This window comes from Streptomyces sp. NPDC085937 (assembly GCF_044540535.1).
Lineage (GTDB): Bacteria > Actinomycetota > Actinomycetes > Streptomycetales > Streptomycetaceae > Streptomyces.
In genome coordinates this window covers 94,354-109,865 of the sequence record NZ_JBITSH010000018.1, presented here as the reverse complement: position 1 = coordinate 109,865, position 15,512 = coordinate 94,354, and the positions used below count along the sequence as shown (strand labels likewise).

Here is a 15,512-nt window from a genome sequence, read left to right as displayed (position 1 = left end):
GTGAGTAGGAAATCCGAACTCACCATAACCCGGTCAGTTGGAAAAACAAACCCTTTACCGGGGAGCCCGTAAACTGGCCCCATGGCCGCCTCCAAAGACCCGCGCCCCTGCTCCGTCGCCGACACGCTCGCCCTCGTGGGCGAGAAGTACTCCCTGCTCGTACTGCGCGAGGTGTGCCTCGGCAACGGCCGCTTCGACCAGCTCGTGCGCAACATCGGCGCCCCGCGCGACATCCTGGCCACGCGGCTGCGCCGGCTGGTCGACGCCGGGATCCTCACCAAGCGCCCGTACAGCGAGCGCCCGCAGCGCTTCGAGTACCGGCCCACCGAGGCGGGACTCGAACTGGAGCCCGTGCTGTGGACCCTGAAGGAGTGGGGCGACCGGCACCTGCGGGCCAAGAGCGGCACCCCGATGGTGCTGGAGCACAGCTGCGGCAACGAGTTCGTCCCGGTCGTCACCTGCCGGGCCTGCGGCGAGGAGGCCCACCACCAGGACCTGACCGCGCATCCCCAGGCTCCCGGCTGGACGGTGCGTGGCCCGGCGGCCGCCTGAGCGTCACCGACGGGGACACGAGGGGCCATCCGGCCTTCCCGGAACATTCACCTCCGAGCGCTACAGTTCGCCGTCGGCGCGCCCGGAGATCGACACACCGCACCCGGCGGTGGGGTGTGCCCTTCGACCGTTCCGCGATCGGCACTTGGATCCCGCTGCCCCATGTCTTGGTTCGAATCACTGATCCTCGGACTCGTCCAGGGTCTGACAGAGTTCCTGCCCGTCTCCTCCAGCGCGCACCTGCGGCTGACCGCGGCCTTCTCCGGCTGGGAGGACCCCGGTGCGGCCTTCACCGCGATCACCCAGATCGGCACGGAGGCCGCGGTGCTGATCTACTTCCGCAAGGACATCGGACGCATCCTGTCCGCGTGGACGCGCTCACTGACGGACAAGGAGATGCGCCGGGACCAGGACGCCCGCACGGGCTGGCTGGTCGTCGTCGGGTCGATCCCGATCGGTGTGCTCGGGGTGACGCTCAAGGACCAGATCGAGGGGCCGTTCCGCGATCTGCGGCTGACGGCCGCGATGCTGATCGGCATGGGCATCGTCCTCGGCGTCGCCGACCGGCTCGCGGCGCGGGCCGAGAGCGGCGGACGGCACCGGGTGGCCGCGCCCCGCAAGGAGCTGAGCGACCTGAACGTCAGGGACGGCCTGATCTACGGCCTCTGCCAGGCGCTGGCACTCATCCCGGGCGTCTCGCGCTCCGGGGCAACCATCAGCGGCGGTCTGTTCATGGGCTACCGGCGTGAGGCGGCGGCCCGTTACTCCTTCCTGCTCGCCGTCCCCGCCGTGCTGGCGTCCGGCCTGTTCGAGCTGAAGGACGCGGCGGACGGCGGTCATGTCTCCTGGGGGCCGACCCTCTTCGCCACGGTGATCGCGTTCGTCACCGGGTACGCGGTGATCGCCTGGTTCATGAAGTTCATCTCGACCAAGAGCTTCATGCCGTTCGTCTGGTACCGGATCGTGCTCGGCATTGTGGTGATTGCGCTGGTCAGTGCGGGTGTCGTGAGTCCTGACGCGGGCGAATCCGTCGGCGGTAAGTGAGAGATAGCGCGGGCTTCTGCGAGGCGAGTTGCACGCAACTGCTGGCAGTGATTCGCAGAAACGCGTATGCGTGCGCAGCGTTTTGCGGCCTGTTTCTCCCACCCGTCTCCCAGGTGGCTGGGTGTTGAATGAGTGGCGCCACCCTCCGGGCTGCTACTTGGGAGGTTGGTCCTGCAGCCCGGAGGGGGGCACCACCAACCAGTGATCGGCGCCGACTCGACCACTGGTCGCCTCTCCTGCTTCCCCTTACTCCGTGCAACCTGCACGGAGGGGTGCCGGTTCACCCGAAGGGGTGAACATGCGTTCGATTCGTGGACAGTACACGGAGCCCTGCGGCATATGCCAGCCCGCAGAGCTGTCGGTGCGGTGCAGTGAGGCTCATTCCATGATCGGGAAGTGCCTCAAATCTGCTGCTGACTTATGATCATGATCGTAAGACGTTGGCCGCGTGCCAGCCGAACTGCCCGAGTGGGTCCCCGCGGCCCGCCGCGCGGTCGGCGACCGCATCCGCGTGCGACGCCTCCACCAGAACATGACGCAGGAGTCCCTCGCCTACGCCGCCGGCATCGACCGGTCGACGATCCAGCGTATGGAGGGCGGGCACGAGATGAAGTTGAGCCACCTGCTCGTCGTGGCTCACGCTCTTCGGGTACACGTCGTCGACCTCCTCCACGGCTGAGTTGCGCCGCTGCGGCCGCTTCCTGACCGTGGCTATAGACCGAGAGTCAACAGGACGTTGATCCCGATGGGAAGTGGGTGACAGTACCCATTTCAAGAACACGCCTTAACTGCTAGTTGCCCTCTGGCCTGGGCTTTCCTGCGGGGCAACAGCGAACGGCGTTCACTGCCCCGGAGGCAAGGTTGCTCCTCCCCCGGTCCCCCACACCTTTTCGGTGACCTGCTTCCCGACCTCCCGGTAGGCGCGATACAGCTCCTCGGCCGTCTCGCAGGGGCTGCCGTCGGCGCGCCGGCACACGGGGCACTGGCGCAGGGAGTGGTGGACGTAGGCGCCCCATGCTTCCTGCAGCGGGCTGAGGCGCACGCTGGGCGGGAGTCCGGTCTGCCGTCTACCGGCGGGGGGCTCGGGGCTCTTAGGCTCGTCCACGTCGACGCTCCGTTCGTCGGCTCGCCTCCGGGGTGGCGGCCCACGCTCCCCGGGGGCACTCGCATATAGGTGCAGCGTACCCCCGCCAGATAGGCGCGATAGGTGCGATAGGTGCACTCGTCTCGCCGGGCGGAGTGAGCGCGCCTAGCGTCCGGATCATGAAGTGGAAGCCGGATGTGCCGCGATGGAAGCAGGTGCACGACGTGCTGCGCGAGCGGATCCTGGACGGCACCTACGCGCCGGCCGAGCAACTGCCGTCGGTGGTGGCGATCTGCGGCGAGTTCGGCATCTCTCAGATGACGGCGCGGCGGGTGCTTACCGAGCTCCGCAAGGCGGGCCTGGCGGAGATGCAGCCGGGGATCGGGACGTTCGTGACGGAGTTGCCGCAGCCGCCCGCTGGGAAGTCATAGGTGGCTGTCGGGGCTCGCGGATACGATCGGGGCATGTCTCCTGCCTCGCTTCCGCAGGGTCCCGCGCGGCCTTCTGCTGTGGTGAACGCGGAGATCCGCGCCCTGCTGGAGCGCACCCGCCGGCGGCTGTCGGACGTGGAGCGCGGCGAGTACGAGGAGCTGCTGCGGGAGTACGCGGAGGCGGTGCGCGCCGAGGTGACGACCGCGGCGTAGCTTCTTCGGTGGTCACCGGAAAAGCCTGGTAGACCGGTTTTTACGGAGGTCCGTGAAACCTCGGTGCCGTCAGGGTCCCGCCGTCGGACGGCAACAGGTCAAGATCCAGGCTGGATCAGCGGAGCGCGCAGGCGGGACCGTCGGGCTTGTACTGGTCGATGAGGGACTGCATCCACGCGGGGATGTCGGCAGCCGGCGGGATGAGGGCAGCGGAGTCGGCGTACTCGACGACGACGTCGACCCTGTGGGCGAGGGGGCTGAGCCCGTATTCGATGCGGACGGCATGGACCTTGCGGGTGCGCCCTACGAGGTCGGTGAACTCCTGCGGCTGGTCGAGGTCGATGGTGATGCGGTGCTGAACCTGCGTGACGGTCCCGGTCATCTCGGTCCCTCCTGATTGTTGAACGTGTCCACTGGCCCGGGGTGGTTGACCACCCGATTACTCCAATATGGCACAGCCTTGACGGGTGGTCAACCACCCTGCGAGGATTCCCCCATGGCCAACATGCACAAGCACCCAGTGCGCGGACTACGCGGCATCGACGAAGAGCTCTGGCGCGACTTCGAAGCGGCTACACGGCGCGCAGAAAGCGACCGGTCAGCCGAACTCCGCCGCTTCATGGAGTGGTACGTCCGCCGCCCCGACGCCGAACACCCGCGACGGCCAGCCACCCCCGAACCGCCAGACGACGAGGAGTAGGCTCCCGGCCGTGAGCGACTTCGAGTTCCCTGATGACCTGCTGGCGGCTGAGCGTGAGGCGTGGGCGGCGATCCAGGCCGGCACGCTGACGCCGGAACTGGCGGGCGCGGTGCAGGACCGGCTGACCGCCTACGCGACCGAGGCCCGGCTCGACCGGCACAAGGCGGAGATGGCACTCAAGAAGACCGTCAGGCACGCGGGGGACGGCGAGCCTGGTTCATCCGACTGACGACCTCGGGCGGGAGGAGGCCCTCTCCTCCCGACGGGAGTTCCACCCTGCCCGGCGAGAGGACCACAAGGCGCTCGCCATCAGCGGGGCGGTAGGCGGGCATCGTGCCGCCTCGACGGCGAGACAGGCGGCGAAGCAGGCGACCAAGCACGACGTCCTCCTCTAGCAGCGAGCCCCGCCTGCGTGACCAGACGGGGCGTTCTCAGCACTGCGCCAGCATGGGCTGATAGTCCGGCCAGTCTACGAGGGGCCGCTGACAGCGCCAGGGCGTCGCAAATGGAAGGCCCGCCGGGACGGGGGACGGCACGGCGGGCCTGCGGCCAGTGTGGCACGACCCCATGACAGGACGGCGGTGTTCCGCGTACCGTGACCAGGCGGCCTGCCTCGTTCGCAGCGACCCCCTCGGGGGCGTGGGGTTCTCCCCGCTGGCAGGCCGCACCTACTTGGGGAGGTGCCATGAGCGATGACACCGCCTGGGGCTGAGAGCCCGGCAGCACGAGCTAGGCTGACGCAGCGGCGCCCCGCCCACTTACCCTGGGCGGGGCGCTGTGCTGCGCAGGCTGGCTCAGCAGAACTCCAAGGCGCAGAACTCCACTCCCTCGCGGTCGACGTGGTAGCCGGGCCGCTCGTAGCCGTGGACCCAGCGGTCCTTGCGGGGCCAGCCCTGTGCGGTCTTCCGCTCGCGGATGGTGGCCTCCAGTTCATCCGGGCTGTACTGGACGCCGTGCTCGGCTCGGATGACGACGTGCGGCTGACGCAGGAAGGCCATCCAGTCGGCGAGCGTGGTCAGGTTCTGGTCGGGGTGGGCTCGCATGAGGAAGCGGTGCCCGTGGACGTACTGGCCGATGTGCAGACCCGGTCCGTCCGGCTCGCCACCGGGGAACGGCCCGAAGGCGTAGTAGTTGACGCTCACACGCTTTTCCTTTCCAGGTAGCGGTAGATGGTGGTGCGGGCGACGCCGAGTTCGTCGGCGATGTCCTGCACGGTGTGCTTACGCTTGCCGTCGTCGCCCAGCTCGTCGTACATCTCCTGTGCGAGCTTGACCTGACGCGGCTTGAGGGCCTGCTTCCTGCCGCCGACCCGTCCACGCGCCCGGGCGGCGGCGAGGCCGTCGTGGGTGCGTTCGACCATCATGGCGTGCTCGAACTCGGCGATGGCGCCGAGGATCTGGAAGAACATCCGCCCCATGTTGGTGCTCGTGTCGATGCCCTGGTCGATGATGACGAGCCCGACCTTCTGTTCCTTCAGCCGGTCGACCAGCTCGATCAGGTTCTTCAGGCTTCGGCCGAGCCGGTCGAGCTTGGTGACGACGAACTGGTCGCCTTCGCGTGCGGCGATGAGCGCCTTGTCGAGTTCAGGCCGGGAGGCGAGCTTGCCGGACGCCTTGTCGACGAAGATGCGTTCGCAGCCGGCTTCCTTGAGTGCGTCCTCCTGGGCGTCGGGGTTCTGGTCGCGGGTGGAGACCCGCCCGTATCCGATTCTCATGGACTCAATGTAGCGCTTACGAACCGTTTGCGCGACATAGTTAAGGACACGAGTTCTCGTCATATCTCGCCTGGGGAGATGTAGTTACCCGCCGAGAGCCCGTCATCCGTTCGTTTCTCGACGCCCACTCAGCCCGCGTCCGGGTGGCGCCGTGTCACGACTCTGCGACACCTGCACACACTTCCCACACACGCGGTCTACGGTGTCCCTCACGTTCAACCTTGGGGGGACTCATGCGTGTTCGCACCACTGCAGCCACGGCTGCTCTGCTCCTGGCCGCTCTGACCGCGTGCGGCGGCGGAGACAGCGGCGAGCCGGAGGCGAAGCCGCCTGTGGCGTCTGCGCAGCCGAGCCAGGAGCCGACGCCGGGTGCGGTCGAGGGCAGCGCGAAGCTGGGAACGCCGGCCCGGACGACGGGCGACGGCGGCACCGGCGTCCTGGAGATCACGCCGGACACGGTGGTGTTCGTGGAGGAGGGCGCCGGGGAGACCGCCGCGAACGGGGTGTTCGCCGTCGTCACGATGAAGGACAAGGCGATGACGGCGGTCGCCGCGGACGAGCCGGCGCCCATCTCGGGCGGCGGGTGGAAGTGGATGACGGCCGACGGGGAGATGGTCGACACCCAGTCTGGCAACGCCTTCAACGTCGTCATGGACAAGTACAACAACGCGGACCCGGTGCAGCCGGGCGGCTGGCAGTGGCGGTCGCAGGTGTTCGACCTGACGCCGGAGCAGGCGAAGGGCGGGACGCTCATCTACATCGACGGTGAGGAGCAGGCGCACCGCTGGGAGATGCCGTCCACGGATTCTGGGCCGCACGTGGCCGAGGTGAAGAAGCAGCTGGAGTTCTGAGGGCCGCACAGCGAAGCGCCCAGGCATGTGGCCGCGTGGCTCCCCTGCCATACTGAGGGCATACCGGAGGAGGCAGCCGTGACCGATCTCCTGGAAGTGTCACACCAGTACGACCGTGAAGCGGGTCGTGCTGTAAGCATGCGGAAAGCCGACCGGCTGCGCCGCATGCGCGATTCGCTCCGTTACATGGTCGGCAACCGGGATGGTGCTGATCCGATGACTCTGCGCCTTCACCTTGGGCTGCGCCTCGACGTCACCACCCAGTGGTGCCGACGACACGGCTACCACGCCAGCATCGGAGCCAACGGCCTCACCTTCCAGCGCGATGGTGAACCGCCCCAGGTCGCGAGCCTCGGAGACATCCTGCGTTGGGACGGGCGCAGGATCGTTGTCGGGCGCGGCGCCTGAGCACAGCGAAGCGCCCCCACTCCCCCACCGCGTCAGCGGCGAGGAGGCGGGGGCGTTGCCGTGCTCAGGCACCGTGGCCTTTTGGCCGTACCGTACAACCCATCTCGCCTTCTTGGTCGCAATGCACAACACTGGTTGCATGGCGCAACTGACGTACAACCAGGCGGGCTACCAGCTCGTAACGGATCTGCCGGAGTCGATGCGGCCGTGGCGGGACCGGCCCACCAGGTGGGAGAACGTGTCACCGTCCACCGGCGCGTACCGGCTGAACGCGGCAGGCGAGTACCTGTACTACCCGGACGGCGGCAGCACGGGCTTCGACCACCCGGTGGGGCAGGCCCAGTTCGGGCTGGGCTGCATAGCCAGCTACCGCACCGAGCCGGACCCGGCGCGCCGCGCGGTGTTCCTGACGCGGGCGCGCGCGCAGGCGGAGCGGCTCATCGACCGGCACGTCGAGGAGCGGGACGCCTGGTGGTTCCCTTACGGCTTCCCGTTCACGCACGCCGTGCACACGGGCGTCGACTACGACGCGCCCTGGTACTCCGGGATGGCGCAGGGCGAGGCCATCAGCCTGTTCGTGCAGCTGGCCGAGCTGGACGAGGTGTGCGACGCGGACCGGGCCCGCTATCTGTCGGCGGCGGCGGGCGCGCTGGCGTCGCTGACGATCGCGGACGACGCCTCCCCGTGGGTGGTCAACGTCAACTCGGCCGGCTACCTGTGGATTCAGGAGTACCCGGGCAGTACGCCGGGCGCGGGTGACTACACGTACAACGGCATGATCTTCGCGATGTTCGGGCTGTGGGACTACTACCAGGTGACCGGCAGCCAGGAGGCGGCAGCCCTGTACGACGGGTGCGCCACCACCATCGCCCGGTACTTTCCGCTGCTGCGGAACCAGCGGTGGATCTCCTACTACTGTCAGACGCACCGCATCCCGACGGCCTCCTACCACCAGCACCACATCAACCTGTTCCGGCAGCTGCACTGGCAGACGGGGTCGATGGATTTCGCCGAGCACACGGACCGGCTGGTGGACGACTATCCGGCGGCGGGCGTGTCCGGCACGGTCCAGTTCGGTGCGGGCACGCACACGCTGTACCGGTTCGACACGGCGTCGGACGGCTCGTGGGCGTCGTCGAGGGCGGACGCTGTGCTGGAGTCGAAGAGTGTCACGTTCTCGCGGGCGACGCAGGCCCCGGCGCCGATGCGGCGTCGGATCCAGGGGCGGGGGATCCACTACCGGATCAGCGCGGGCGCTTACAGCGGCTGGTGGGTGGGTGAGGCGTGGCCGAACAGCTTCCTGCTCGGGGAGCATCTGACGACGCAGTACCGGCCCGCGAGGACCGTGACGTTCCCGGGTGGCGGCACGTCGGTGGCCACGTACAAGGTCGCGGCGGACGGCACGGTCACCGATACGAAGACGGTGAGCTTCGCCAGCCCGTCGAATGCGCCGACGGACCGACGGGCCATCGTCAACGGCCGGCCGTGTTTCCAGATCACGGCGGGTGGGCTGACCGGCTACTGGGTGCCGGCTGTCTCGGTGACCGTCGACTCCGCTGGCCCTGCGGGCGCCTGACCTGGACGTGAAGAAGCACCCCACCGCCGGGGCGGTGGGGTGCTTCGCTACTCGGCCTCCTCGGCGGGCCAGTCGGGCTCGAGGAGCGGGTTCGTGGACGGCGCAGGGACGGGCTGGGGTTCCTCGCGGCCGAGAAGGACGAGGGTGCCCATGTCGGCGGCAGTGTCGTCCCGCCGCGGGTGGCGCGGTATGGGGGTGGGCATGTTCAGACTCCAGTTCGGTTGTACTCGTCCACCAGAGGATGCGCGGGCTCGGGTTCGATGCCGGCCCGCAGCATCTGGCGGGCCCACCGGTCCGTCGTCCAGGCGAACGCGCTGACGACACGCTCCAGGCGGGACATCTTCCCCCTGAGTTGCCCGTTCTCTTCGTCCACGCGCTTCACGGTGGCTTCCAGTACGGCAAGGTTGGCCGCCTGTTGTGCGGGTGCGGCGTTAGCTCGGGCGGCGGCTTCGGTCGCTGCGGCGGTTGCCCGGGCGGCGTCCCGGGTGGCGCGGGATACGAACCATCCGCCGCCTCCGAGGATGCTGCCGGCGGCCCCGACGATGCCTGCCCATTCGGCGACGTTCATGACGCCTTGCCTCTCCGGGGCGGTCGCGGCGCTGGGGGGACCGAGTATTCGGGCACCGTGCTCGCCCACCAGATAACCCCGACGTGCGAGGTGAGATACCAGATGGCGACGAAGACGCCGCGTGAGTAGTCGCCGCTGATGGCGGCGACGGTGTAGGCGATGGCCCACACGGTGGGGGGTATGAAGGCTGCGACGAAGCCGAACCAGTCGCGGCCGATGCGGAGGAACGCCGAGGTGAAGGTGACGAGTCCGCAGATGATCCACAGCCAGGACCAGTGGCGGAGCCCGCAGAACTGGGTCAGCAGGTGGAGGCCGTGGTCGTCGGGCGGGGTGACGAGGAAGCTGATGCCCCAGCTCGTCTTGCCGATGCCGAGGATCGTGAGGAAGCAGCCGCGGCGGCCCAGCTTCTTGTAGACCCGCCGGGCCGCACGGCAGGGCATCAGACCGCCCGGGGCGGTTCGGCAGTGGCGGGCGCGGCCGGGCTGGTCGGGGCGACCTGCCCGCGGGTCAGGAGGGCGAGCCCGGCGAGGACGACGGCGTTGATGGCGCCGATCTTCTCGGCGGACAGGTCGAGGCCGTAGGCGGCGAGGAGCGCAGCGACGGCGGCGACGAGGCCGGTGAACGCGCTGGGCGCGATCGGCCGGGTGACGGCGGCGGTGGCCGCAGCGAACACGGCGCTGATGACGGCGACGATGGCGCCGGCCTGCTCGGCGGAGAGGCCGAACCCGAACGTGACGAGCAGGGACAGGCCGGCGGACACCGAAGCGATGATGAGAGCGGGCTCTCTGCCGAAGATCTTCATGAGTCAGGACTCCTTGGCGTTGGCGGCGAGGAGCCGCTCGACGAGGGTGGTGAGGTTGTCGATGCGCTTGGCGAGGGCGTCATAGTGGCTGTCCTCGGAGCGCTGGAAGGACGAGGCCGGCGTCAGCTTCGGCTTGCCGTTGTCGTCCAGGCGGACCTTGTTCTCGATGGGGTGCGCCCACACCGCCTCGGCGATCTCCTTGGCACTGGGCATGTCGTCGTCCTCCTTGGATTCCGGCGCGGTGGTTCCGCCCTTGGCGGTGGCGAGGATGGCGGCCATGGGCAGCAGGCCCGGGTCGCCGTGGTCGTTCTCGGGTACGTGCTGGTGTCCGCAGTGGCCGCGGTAGTTGCCCCACTGGCCGTAGCTCATGCGGACGCTGGAGTTGCCGTAGCTGGACGGGTACGCCTTGAAGGTGACGCCGCTGGTGAGGGGTACGCCGTGGTTGTCGTGGGCCCACTTCGCGAAGGCGGCCAGGTCGCGGATCGCCCAGTCAGGCAGCTCGGGGGTGTACAGGTGGGCGCGGCCAGCCTTCTGCCACCTGGTGTGGGTGGCCGGGTCGCAGGTGCCGACGATCTCCACCTGCACGACGTTCAGGGTGTTCGTCTGTACGCCGCCCGCCTTGTTGACGAGGGCGCGGGAGGAGACATCGAAGTCGAAGTGCTGATACCAGACGAGCCGCTTGGCGGTGAAGTCCGGTGCCGCGGTGAAGTTCGGGGCCGAGGCGCCGCCGTCGTAGCCGGGTACGGCGGTCCCTTCGGTGGTGTGCCAGACGACGACGTTGGACTCCATGGCGGACCCGGGGTACTTCGATCCGTACCAGTAGGTGGTGGATGCGCCCGGGTAGCGCTGCGGTCCGGTCTTGGCCATGGGGCCTCCAGGTGGGCGGGAAGCCCCGGCCGGTGGGGCGCGGGGCGTCGGGACGGGGTCAGGTGATGGAGAAGGACTGGCCGGAGAAGCTGAAGACGTCGACGTCGTTGGTGGCGCTCGTGCCGATCAGGTACGACATCTGACCGTTGGTGAGGACGTCGAGCCGGCCGCCCGGGGCGACGGTGCTGCCGACAGCAGCCGGCAGGTGCTGCGTGGTCGACGGCCGGTACCCGGACGGGAGGGTCGCGAAGAGAGTGACCGTGCCCTTGACGAGGTGCCCGCTGCTGCGGGTGATGGCCCCGCGGAGCTGCACCACGTCCCCCCACAGGCGGTAGGCGGGGCTGCCGGAGTACGCCACATACCCGGAGGCGAAGCTGAGGGGGATCCACGGGCCGGGTGTCATCTGCACCCAGGACGATCCCTGCCTTCCCTCCCATCGTTCCTCCGCGCCCAGGTAGGTGATCATGCCGGGGACGGGCGCGTGCGCATCGGCCAGCGTGGCGGCGCGGGTGGACGCCGACGCGAACCGCATCACCGACCGCGGCGCCAGGGCGTTGGCGATGTTCTTCGCCAGGGTTTCCGCATCCGGGGCATCCGTCAGCGAGGCGATGTTGACGCCCTGCCCGTAGTCGTCCGTGCTGGCCATCAGGCAATCCTCCGTAGCTCGAGCGTCGACTGGCCCCGCAGGATGGTGGAGGTCGCACTGGACGCACCTTGGGCCCACTGCAGTGCGAACGTGCCCGCGATGGTGACGACGACGGTGCCGACCGGGCGGCAGACGACGATCGTGTTCGCGCCGATCGTGCCGACGTTCAGAGTCGACGTGGTGATGTCGGACAAGGCGCCCCAGCGGGGCAGGGAGGCGAAGGCGGCGCCGGAGGAATCCATGGCGCCGGGCCACCACGCGCCGGTCGTCCCGGCCGGCGCCGACCAGCCCAGCTTCATGTCGGCTGCAGCGTCCCCGTCGTACATGAGGAACGCGTCCAGCTTGTAGATGCCGGGCACGACCGGCAGTGCGAGGTGCGGGTCGACGGCCACGGTCGTCGTCGACGCGCGCGGCGTGGACACGGTCTTGCGGGCGGTGACGGTCTGCCCGATGGCGATGTCGCCCGTCGACGTCCGCCCCCAGGCTGCCCAGTTGCCGCTGCTGGACTGCGTGATGAGGACGATGTCGCCGACCGCGGGGTGCACGTAGGTGTCCAGGCAGCGCACGGCGGGGATGCCGTCGACGGCGACGGTGCCGTCGCCGTTGACGCCGGTGACGGCGGCCATGCGCCAGTCCGCGCCACGCACCGCCGGCGAGCCCTCCCCGGCGCGCAGGGCCTGCTGTTTCAGCGCCCAGGCGAGATCCCGGTGTACGGCGTGGGTGGAGGAGGTCATGCGTCCTCCCGCGCGCTGATCGTGGTGATGGGAAACTCGCCGCCCTCGTCGAGCGGCACGCTGAAGGAAGCGATCTGGTGGAGTTCGCGGGTGCCGTCGGGGTGGGTGACCCGGATTACGTCGCCCGGTTCCAGGGCCGGGTTCGGCAGAGAGCTGAGGTCGCCGGTGGAGTTGGGGGCGCGCGCGTCACGGAGCTTGAAGGTGGCGGCCTGCTCGCAGGCGCCGAGTGTGGTCAGCGTGCTGGAGCTGTAGAACATCGGCCGCCGGCCGAACGGCCCGTCCCAGTAGGTGGGCGATCCGGGATCGTCGTCGGTGGCGAGGTAGGAGACGGCGGGCGCGTTGTCGCTGCTGTTCTCGCCGCGGGCGAGGACCCCGTTGTAGACGCCGGCGCTGCTCATGGCCCTGCTGGCGGAGACGTACACGCCGCCCTCCGTCGCCTCGACCGCCCAGACCGGGTCGACGTCGGTGAGCGCGGGCAGGCGAGCCACGGCGAACAGGCCGTCGACGGTGGCGTACACGTCGGCGCCTGCCGCGGCAGCGACTTCCTGCGCGGCCGCCCACGGGTCGGCTTCAATGTCCCAGGTGCGGGTGCCGATCGCCGTGTTGTCAATCAGGGCAAGGATGTCGGTGCCGGGCAGGCTCCGGCCGATGATCGCGCCGATCGCGTCAAGGACCGTCCCCGACACCGTGTAGGGGGCGGTGAACTTGTCGTCGGCGACGCAGGCGGACAGGTCCTTGCCGGAGAGAGTGACCGGCCCGTCGTTGACGTCGCCGGACACGTCGTCCAGGCGGAACACCCCGAGCGGCACCAGCTCCCGCGTGCCGTCCCCGTACTCCACCCCGCGCGCGATCCGCAGACGGGCGCCGTAGGTGGCGAGCTGGTCGGCCGGCGTGCGGGGGATGAGCGCTGGGTCGGGGACGGTGACGGTGCAGGTGCGGCGGATCGCCTGGGAGCGGTCCACCGTCACCGAACCGCCGGTGTGCTCGAGGTCGATGACCCTGCCGTCCGTGAGGAACAGCTTCACCTCGGTGGCCACCCGGTGGGATTCGGCGAGCCGGGCCAGGAACCGGTCGGAGACGGGATACATCGCTCACCTCCGCCGGTCGAGAAGCAAGTCCTCGTTCGTCGCGTAGGTGTCCAGGACGTCCTGCCACGTACCGAACTCGGTGAGGACGTCCCGCCACGTGCGGCCCTTCGCACCGTTGACGCCGGTGGTGACGGGCATGTCCTGCTCGACCAGCGGCAGCGACCAGGCCCGCCACGCCTCCTGCGCGAGCGCACCCACCCGCCCCTCGGAAATCTGACCGACAGCGACGTACATGTCGCCGACGCCCATCCCCGGGGCCGTCTGCCACAGCAGGGTGCTGCCCGAGTCGAGCAACTGGTGCAGCGCCTGCCGCTCCTCGTCCGAGCGGGTCCACACGGCGAGCTCACCTTCGAGGCCCTGCCGCCTGCCGCTGAGGATGACCTTGTTGCGGCGGCCCCGCACCACGACCGAGCTCTGCTCGATGGGCCGCTGCCAGTCCGGGGCCTTCGCCACCAGCACCCGCAGGTTCCGCTGCGGATTGCCCGGGTCCTTCAGCCAGGCCTCGTTGATGTCGGCGAGTGTGAGCGTGACCGTGTTGGAGGAGCGGGTGGAGCGTTCCCCGTCCGGGTCGTACAACTCGATGTAGTAGTAGACGGGCACACCCATCGGCGCCTCATGGTCCTCGATGACCATCAGGTCGGAGTCGACGAGCTGCCGTTCGATGAGCCCGCCATCGCCGCGGACCAGGGTGCGCACCCCGTCCGGGGTGACCCGGTGCACGGTCACCTCGAAGTCGGCGGTCAGCTCGCGCAGGGTGAGCGTGGTGTATCCGCCGTCGGAGTTGGCGGTCACCGCGGTGAGCGGCAGCACCTCCCACAGGGCGACCGCGTCGACGAACAGGACGGACGCGGACGCGGACGCGGCGACCACGATCTCCACGGCCGCCTGCGTGGCGCCCTCCGGGGCGACCGCATCCGAGGCCAGCGCGTACCAGGACGTGGTCGGCAGCGCGTAAGGGGTCCCCGTGGAGGCGCCCAGGTCAGTGTTCGCGGCGTCGTACCAGCGGACCCTCACCGTGATGGACGTCCACGTGAGGACGTCCGCGCCGGCGTGAACGAGTGCCCGCCAGTTGACGCCGGGGCGGACGGGAAAGCGGGCCGAGCGGAGCACGCTCGTGGTGGCGGTCGAGGAGGACACGCGCAGCGAGTAGGAGCCGTCGAGTGAGGCATCTCCCCACGGGCTGCTGCGGGCGATCGAGGCAACCCCGGAGGCGACCGTCCATCCGGCGACGCCCTGCTCGAAGGAGCCGTCCGCATACGGCACGACAGTGCCGGCCTGCAGCTCGGGCGCGGCGACGATGACGATGCTCTCCAGGCGCAGCACCTGCCCGGCCGACGCGCCGTCGAGGCCGGCCGCCACCGAGCAGGTGGCCGCCGTGGAGGGCGCTGTGGCGGACACCCGCTGCCGGTACATGCCGGTCGCCGGTGTCGGCGGCGCCAGCGTCGAGCGGGTGGCCTGGATCTGGTTGCCGACGCTGTCGTAGAAGCGCAGCTCGATCCACGCCGTCGACGCGACGGTCGGCGGCTGCAGGTAGGCGTAGGCCAGGTACTCCTGCCCGGGTGTCGCGGCGGGCCGGTCGACGGCGAGGATGCTGGCGTTGCCGCCGGCGACCGCCGTCATGGCGAGCGTGTGCCCGCCGGCCAGCCAGTTGGTGACCGCCCAGTTGACGACCGGGACCTGCCTGCTGATGGTGGCGTTGACGATGGGCGCCCACCCGGAAGCGTCCAGCTCGGAGCTTTCGGTGTTGAACGGCAGCAGGTTGCCGACCGTGCGCAGCGGCAGGCCGAGGTAGACGTTCTCCCAGTAGTGGGAGACAGCGGCCCCGGTCTCGGTGGACGACAGCAGGACCTGCGCCTGCGTGGCGCCCGCCGGGGCGTGCGCGGCCACGGACACGCGATGCCAGCCGGAGGAGGCGGTGAGCGTGGTCAGCGACCACGACACCGCCACCTCCGTGCCCGCTGCCGTCAGCCAGCGGATACCGATCCGCTCCGTGCTCACCCCGGCCGCGTCCGCGAACGCGTAGTACACGGTGCCCGCGGTGACCGGGTAGGAGGAGACGGTGCGGGCCTGGATCTCGCCCGCGGCGATGCTTTTGACGACCAGGCAGCCGTCCCCGCCGTTCCGGCCGCCCGTCCCCTTCGACAGTGTCGCGTTGAGCTTCGCCGTCCACCCGGAGGTGTTCGGGTCGATGCTCTCCGTCGTGGGGCTGAGGAAGTTTCCCGGGATCGCCATGT

23 protein-coding genes are annotated in these 15,512 nt (G+C 69.5%); 10 read left to right on the top strand and 13 right to left on the bottom strand.

Annotated elements, in window-relative coordinates; genetic code table 11:
* The first annotated feature begins 81 nt into the window (after positions 1-81).
* From ACIF8S_RS29650 to ACIF8S_RS29640, 3 genes are all read left to right on the top strand, one after another.
* Complete coding sequence (locus tag ACIF8S_RS29650) at positions 82-552, top strand: winged helix-turn-helix transcriptional regulator (protein ID WP_400003219.1); 471 nt, start codon at positions 82-84, stop codon at positions 550-552.
* Positions 553-714: 162 nt separating this feature from the next.
* Positions 715-1,596, top strand: coding sequence for an undecaprenyl-diphosphate phosphatase (locus ACIF8S_RS29645; protein ID WP_400003217.1), 882 nt, complete (start codon positions 715-717; stop codon positions 1,594-1,596).
* A 448-nt stretch (positions 1,597-2,044) separates the two neighbouring features.
* The gene (locus ACIF8S_RS29640) at positions 2,045-2,275 is read left to right on the top strand and encodes a helix-turn-helix domain-containing protein (RefSeq protein ID WP_400003215.1); all 231 of its coding nucleotides are present in this window, start codon (positions 2,045-2,047) and stop codon (positions 2,273-2,275) included.
* A gap of 162 nt (positions 2,276-2,437) precedes the next feature.
* Here ACIF8S_RS29640 and ACIF8S_RS29635 read toward each other — a convergent pair whose 3' ends face one another.
* The gene (locus ACIF8S_RS29635) at positions 2,438-2,638 is read right to left on the bottom strand and encodes a hypothetical protein (RefSeq protein WP_400003214.1); all 201 of its coding nucleotides are present in this window, start codon (positions 2,636-2,638) and stop codon (positions 2,438-2,440) included.
* A 221-nt stretch (positions 2,639-2,859) separates the two neighbouring features.
* On the opposite strand from ACIF8S_RS29635, the gene ACIF8S_RS29630 reads away from it, so the two are divergent.
* Both ACIF8S_RS29630 and ACIF8S_RS29625 read left to right on the top strand, forming a co-directional pair.
* A complete protein-coding gene (locus ACIF8S_RS29630; protein ID WP_400003212.1) occupies positions 2,860-3,111 on the top strand; it encodes a GntR family transcriptional regulator in 252 nt (83 codons plus the stop codon).
* Positions 3,112-3,144: 33 nt separating this feature from the next.
* Positions 3,145-3,324 carry a hypothetical protein gene (locus ACIF8S_RS29625; protein WP_359493065.1) on the top strand — a complete coding sequence of 60 codons (180 nt, stop codon included), beginning with the start codon at positions 3,145-3,147 and terminating at the stop codon, positions 3,322-3,324.
* Positions 3,325-3,439: 115 nt separating this feature from the next.
* On the opposite strand, the gene ACIF8S_RS29620 is transcribed toward ACIF8S_RS29625, so the two are convergent.
* Positions 3,440-3,706 (bottom strand): hypothetical protein, encoded by a 267-nt coding sequence (locus tag ACIF8S_RS29620; RefSeq protein WP_400003210.1) that lies wholly within the window; start codon positions 3,704-3,706, stop codon positions 3,440-3,442.
* 114 nt (positions 3,707-3,820) lie between these two features.
* Here ACIF8S_RS29620 and ACIF8S_RS29615 point away from each other — a divergent pair, with 114 nt between their 5' ends.
* Both ACIF8S_RS29615 and ACIF8S_RS29610 read left to right on the top strand, forming a co-directional pair.
* Positions 3,821-4,024 carry a hypothetical protein gene (locus ACIF8S_RS29615; RefSeq protein WP_400003209.1) on the top strand — a complete coding sequence of 68 codons (204 nt, stop codon included), beginning with the start codon at positions 3,821-3,823 and terminating at the stop codon, positions 4,022-4,024.
* Between the two features lie 10 nt (positions 4,025-4,034).
* Positions 4,035-4,253, top strand: a complete 219-nt coding sequence (locus tag ACIF8S_RS29610) for a hypothetical protein (RefSeq protein WP_400003207.1) — start codon at positions 4,035-4,037, stop codon at positions 4,251-4,253.
* Between the two features lie 565 nt (positions 4,254-4,818).
* Here the strand turns inward: ACIF8S_RS29610 and ACIF8S_RS29605 are convergent.
* Complete coding sequence (locus tag ACIF8S_RS29605) at positions 4,819-5,166, bottom strand: hypothetical protein (RefSeq protein WP_400003205.1); 348 nt, start codon at positions 5,164-5,166, stop codon at positions 4,819-4,821.
* Positions 5,163-5,738: a recombinase family protein gene (locus ACIF8S_RS29600; protein ID WP_400003204.1), complete on the bottom strand. Its 576-nt coding sequence runs from the start codon at positions 5,736-5,738 to the stop codon at positions 5,163-5,165. Before ACIF8S_RS29600 ends, ACIF8S_RS29605 begins: the two co-directional genes overlap by 4 nt.
* Before the next feature lie 332 nt (positions 5,739-6,070).
* Between ACIF8S_RS29600 and ACIF8S_RS29595 the strand changes: the two genes are divergently transcribed.
* The 3 genes from ACIF8S_RS29595 to ACIF8S_RS29585 all read left to right on the top strand — a co-directional run bounded on the left by ACIF8S_RS29595 (position 6,071) and on the right by ACIF8S_RS29585 (position 8,573).
* On the top strand, positions 6,071-6,589 hold the full coding sequence (locus tag ACIF8S_RS29595; protein WP_400003202.1) for a hypothetical protein: 519 nt from the start codon (positions 6,071-6,073) through the stop codon (positions 6,587-6,589).
* 78 nt (positions 6,590-6,667) lie between these two features.
* Positions 6,668-6,997 (top strand): hypothetical protein, encoded by a 330-nt coding sequence (locus ACIF8S_RS29590; protein ID WP_400003200.1) that lies wholly within the window; start codon positions 6,668-6,670, stop codon positions 6,995-6,997.
* A 139-nt stretch (positions 6,998-7,136) separates the two neighbouring features.
* Positions 7,137-8,573, top strand: coding sequence for a D-glucuronyl C5-epimerase family protein (locus ACIF8S_RS29585; RefSeq protein WP_400003198.1), 1,437 nt, complete (start codon positions 7,137-7,139; stop codon positions 8,571-8,573).
* 47 nt (positions 8,574-8,620) lie between these two features.
* Here ACIF8S_RS29585 and ACIF8S_RS29580 read toward each other — a convergent pair whose 3' ends face one another.
* Genes ACIF8S_RS29580 through ACIF8S_RS29540 form a run of 9 tightly spaced genes read right to left on the bottom strand, consistent with a single transcriptional unit; the run spans position 8,621 to position 15,510 of the window.
* Entirely contained in the window at positions 8,621-8,776 is a 156-nt protein-coding gene (locus ACIF8S_RS29580; RefSeq protein WP_400003196.1) for a hypothetical protein, read from the bottom strand.
* Positions 8,777-8,778: 2 nt separating this feature from the next.
* Positions 8,779-9,141: a hypothetical protein gene (locus ACIF8S_RS29575; RefSeq protein ID WP_400003194.1), complete on the bottom strand. Its 363-nt coding sequence runs from the start codon at positions 9,139-9,141 to the stop codon at positions 8,779-8,781.
* A complete protein-coding gene (locus ACIF8S_RS29570) occupies positions 9,138-9,581 on the bottom strand; it encodes a hypothetical protein (RefSeq protein WP_400003192.1) in 444 nt (147 codons plus the stop codon). The genes ACIF8S_RS29575 and ACIF8S_RS29570 overlap by 4 nt, the downstream gene beginning before the upstream one ends.
* Positions 9,581-9,943 carry a hypothetical protein gene (locus ACIF8S_RS29565; protein ID WP_400003191.1) on the bottom strand — a complete coding sequence of 121 codons (363 nt, stop codon included), beginning with the start codon at positions 9,941-9,943 and terminating at the stop codon, positions 9,581-9,583. Before ACIF8S_RS29565 ends, ACIF8S_RS29570 begins: the two co-directional genes overlap by 1 nt.
* Before the next feature lie 3 nt (positions 9,944-9,946).
* Positions 9,947-10,810, bottom strand: a complete 864-nt coding sequence (locus ACIF8S_RS29560) for a hypothetical protein (protein ID WP_400003189.1) — start codon at positions 10,808-10,810, stop codon at positions 9,947-9,949.
* Positions 10,811-10,868: 58 nt separating this feature from the next.
* Complete coding sequence (locus tag ACIF8S_RS29555; RefSeq protein WP_400003188.1) at positions 10,869-11,456, bottom strand: hypothetical protein; 588 nt, start codon at positions 11,454-11,456, stop codon at positions 10,869-10,871.
* Positions 11,456-12,190: a hypothetical protein gene (locus ACIF8S_RS29550; protein WP_400003187.1), complete on the bottom strand. Its 735-nt coding sequence runs from the start codon at positions 12,188-12,190 to the stop codon at positions 11,456-11,458. Before ACIF8S_RS29550 ends, ACIF8S_RS29555 begins: the two co-directional genes overlap by 1 nt.
* Positions 12,187-13,278 (bottom strand): DUF5047 domain-containing protein, encoded by a 1,092-nt coding sequence (locus ACIF8S_RS29545; protein ID WP_400003185.1) that lies wholly within the window; start codon positions 13,276-13,278, stop codon positions 12,187-12,189. The genes ACIF8S_RS29550 and ACIF8S_RS29545 overlap by 4 nt, the downstream gene beginning before the upstream one ends.
* 3 nt (positions 13,279-13,281) lie before the next feature.
* Positions 13,282-15,510: a hypothetical protein gene (locus tag ACIF8S_RS29540; protein ID WP_400003183.1), complete on the bottom strand. Its 2,229-nt coding sequence runs from the start codon at positions 15,508-15,510 to the stop codon at positions 13,282-13,284.
* Between the last annotated feature and the right edge of the window lie 2 nt (positions 15,511-15,512).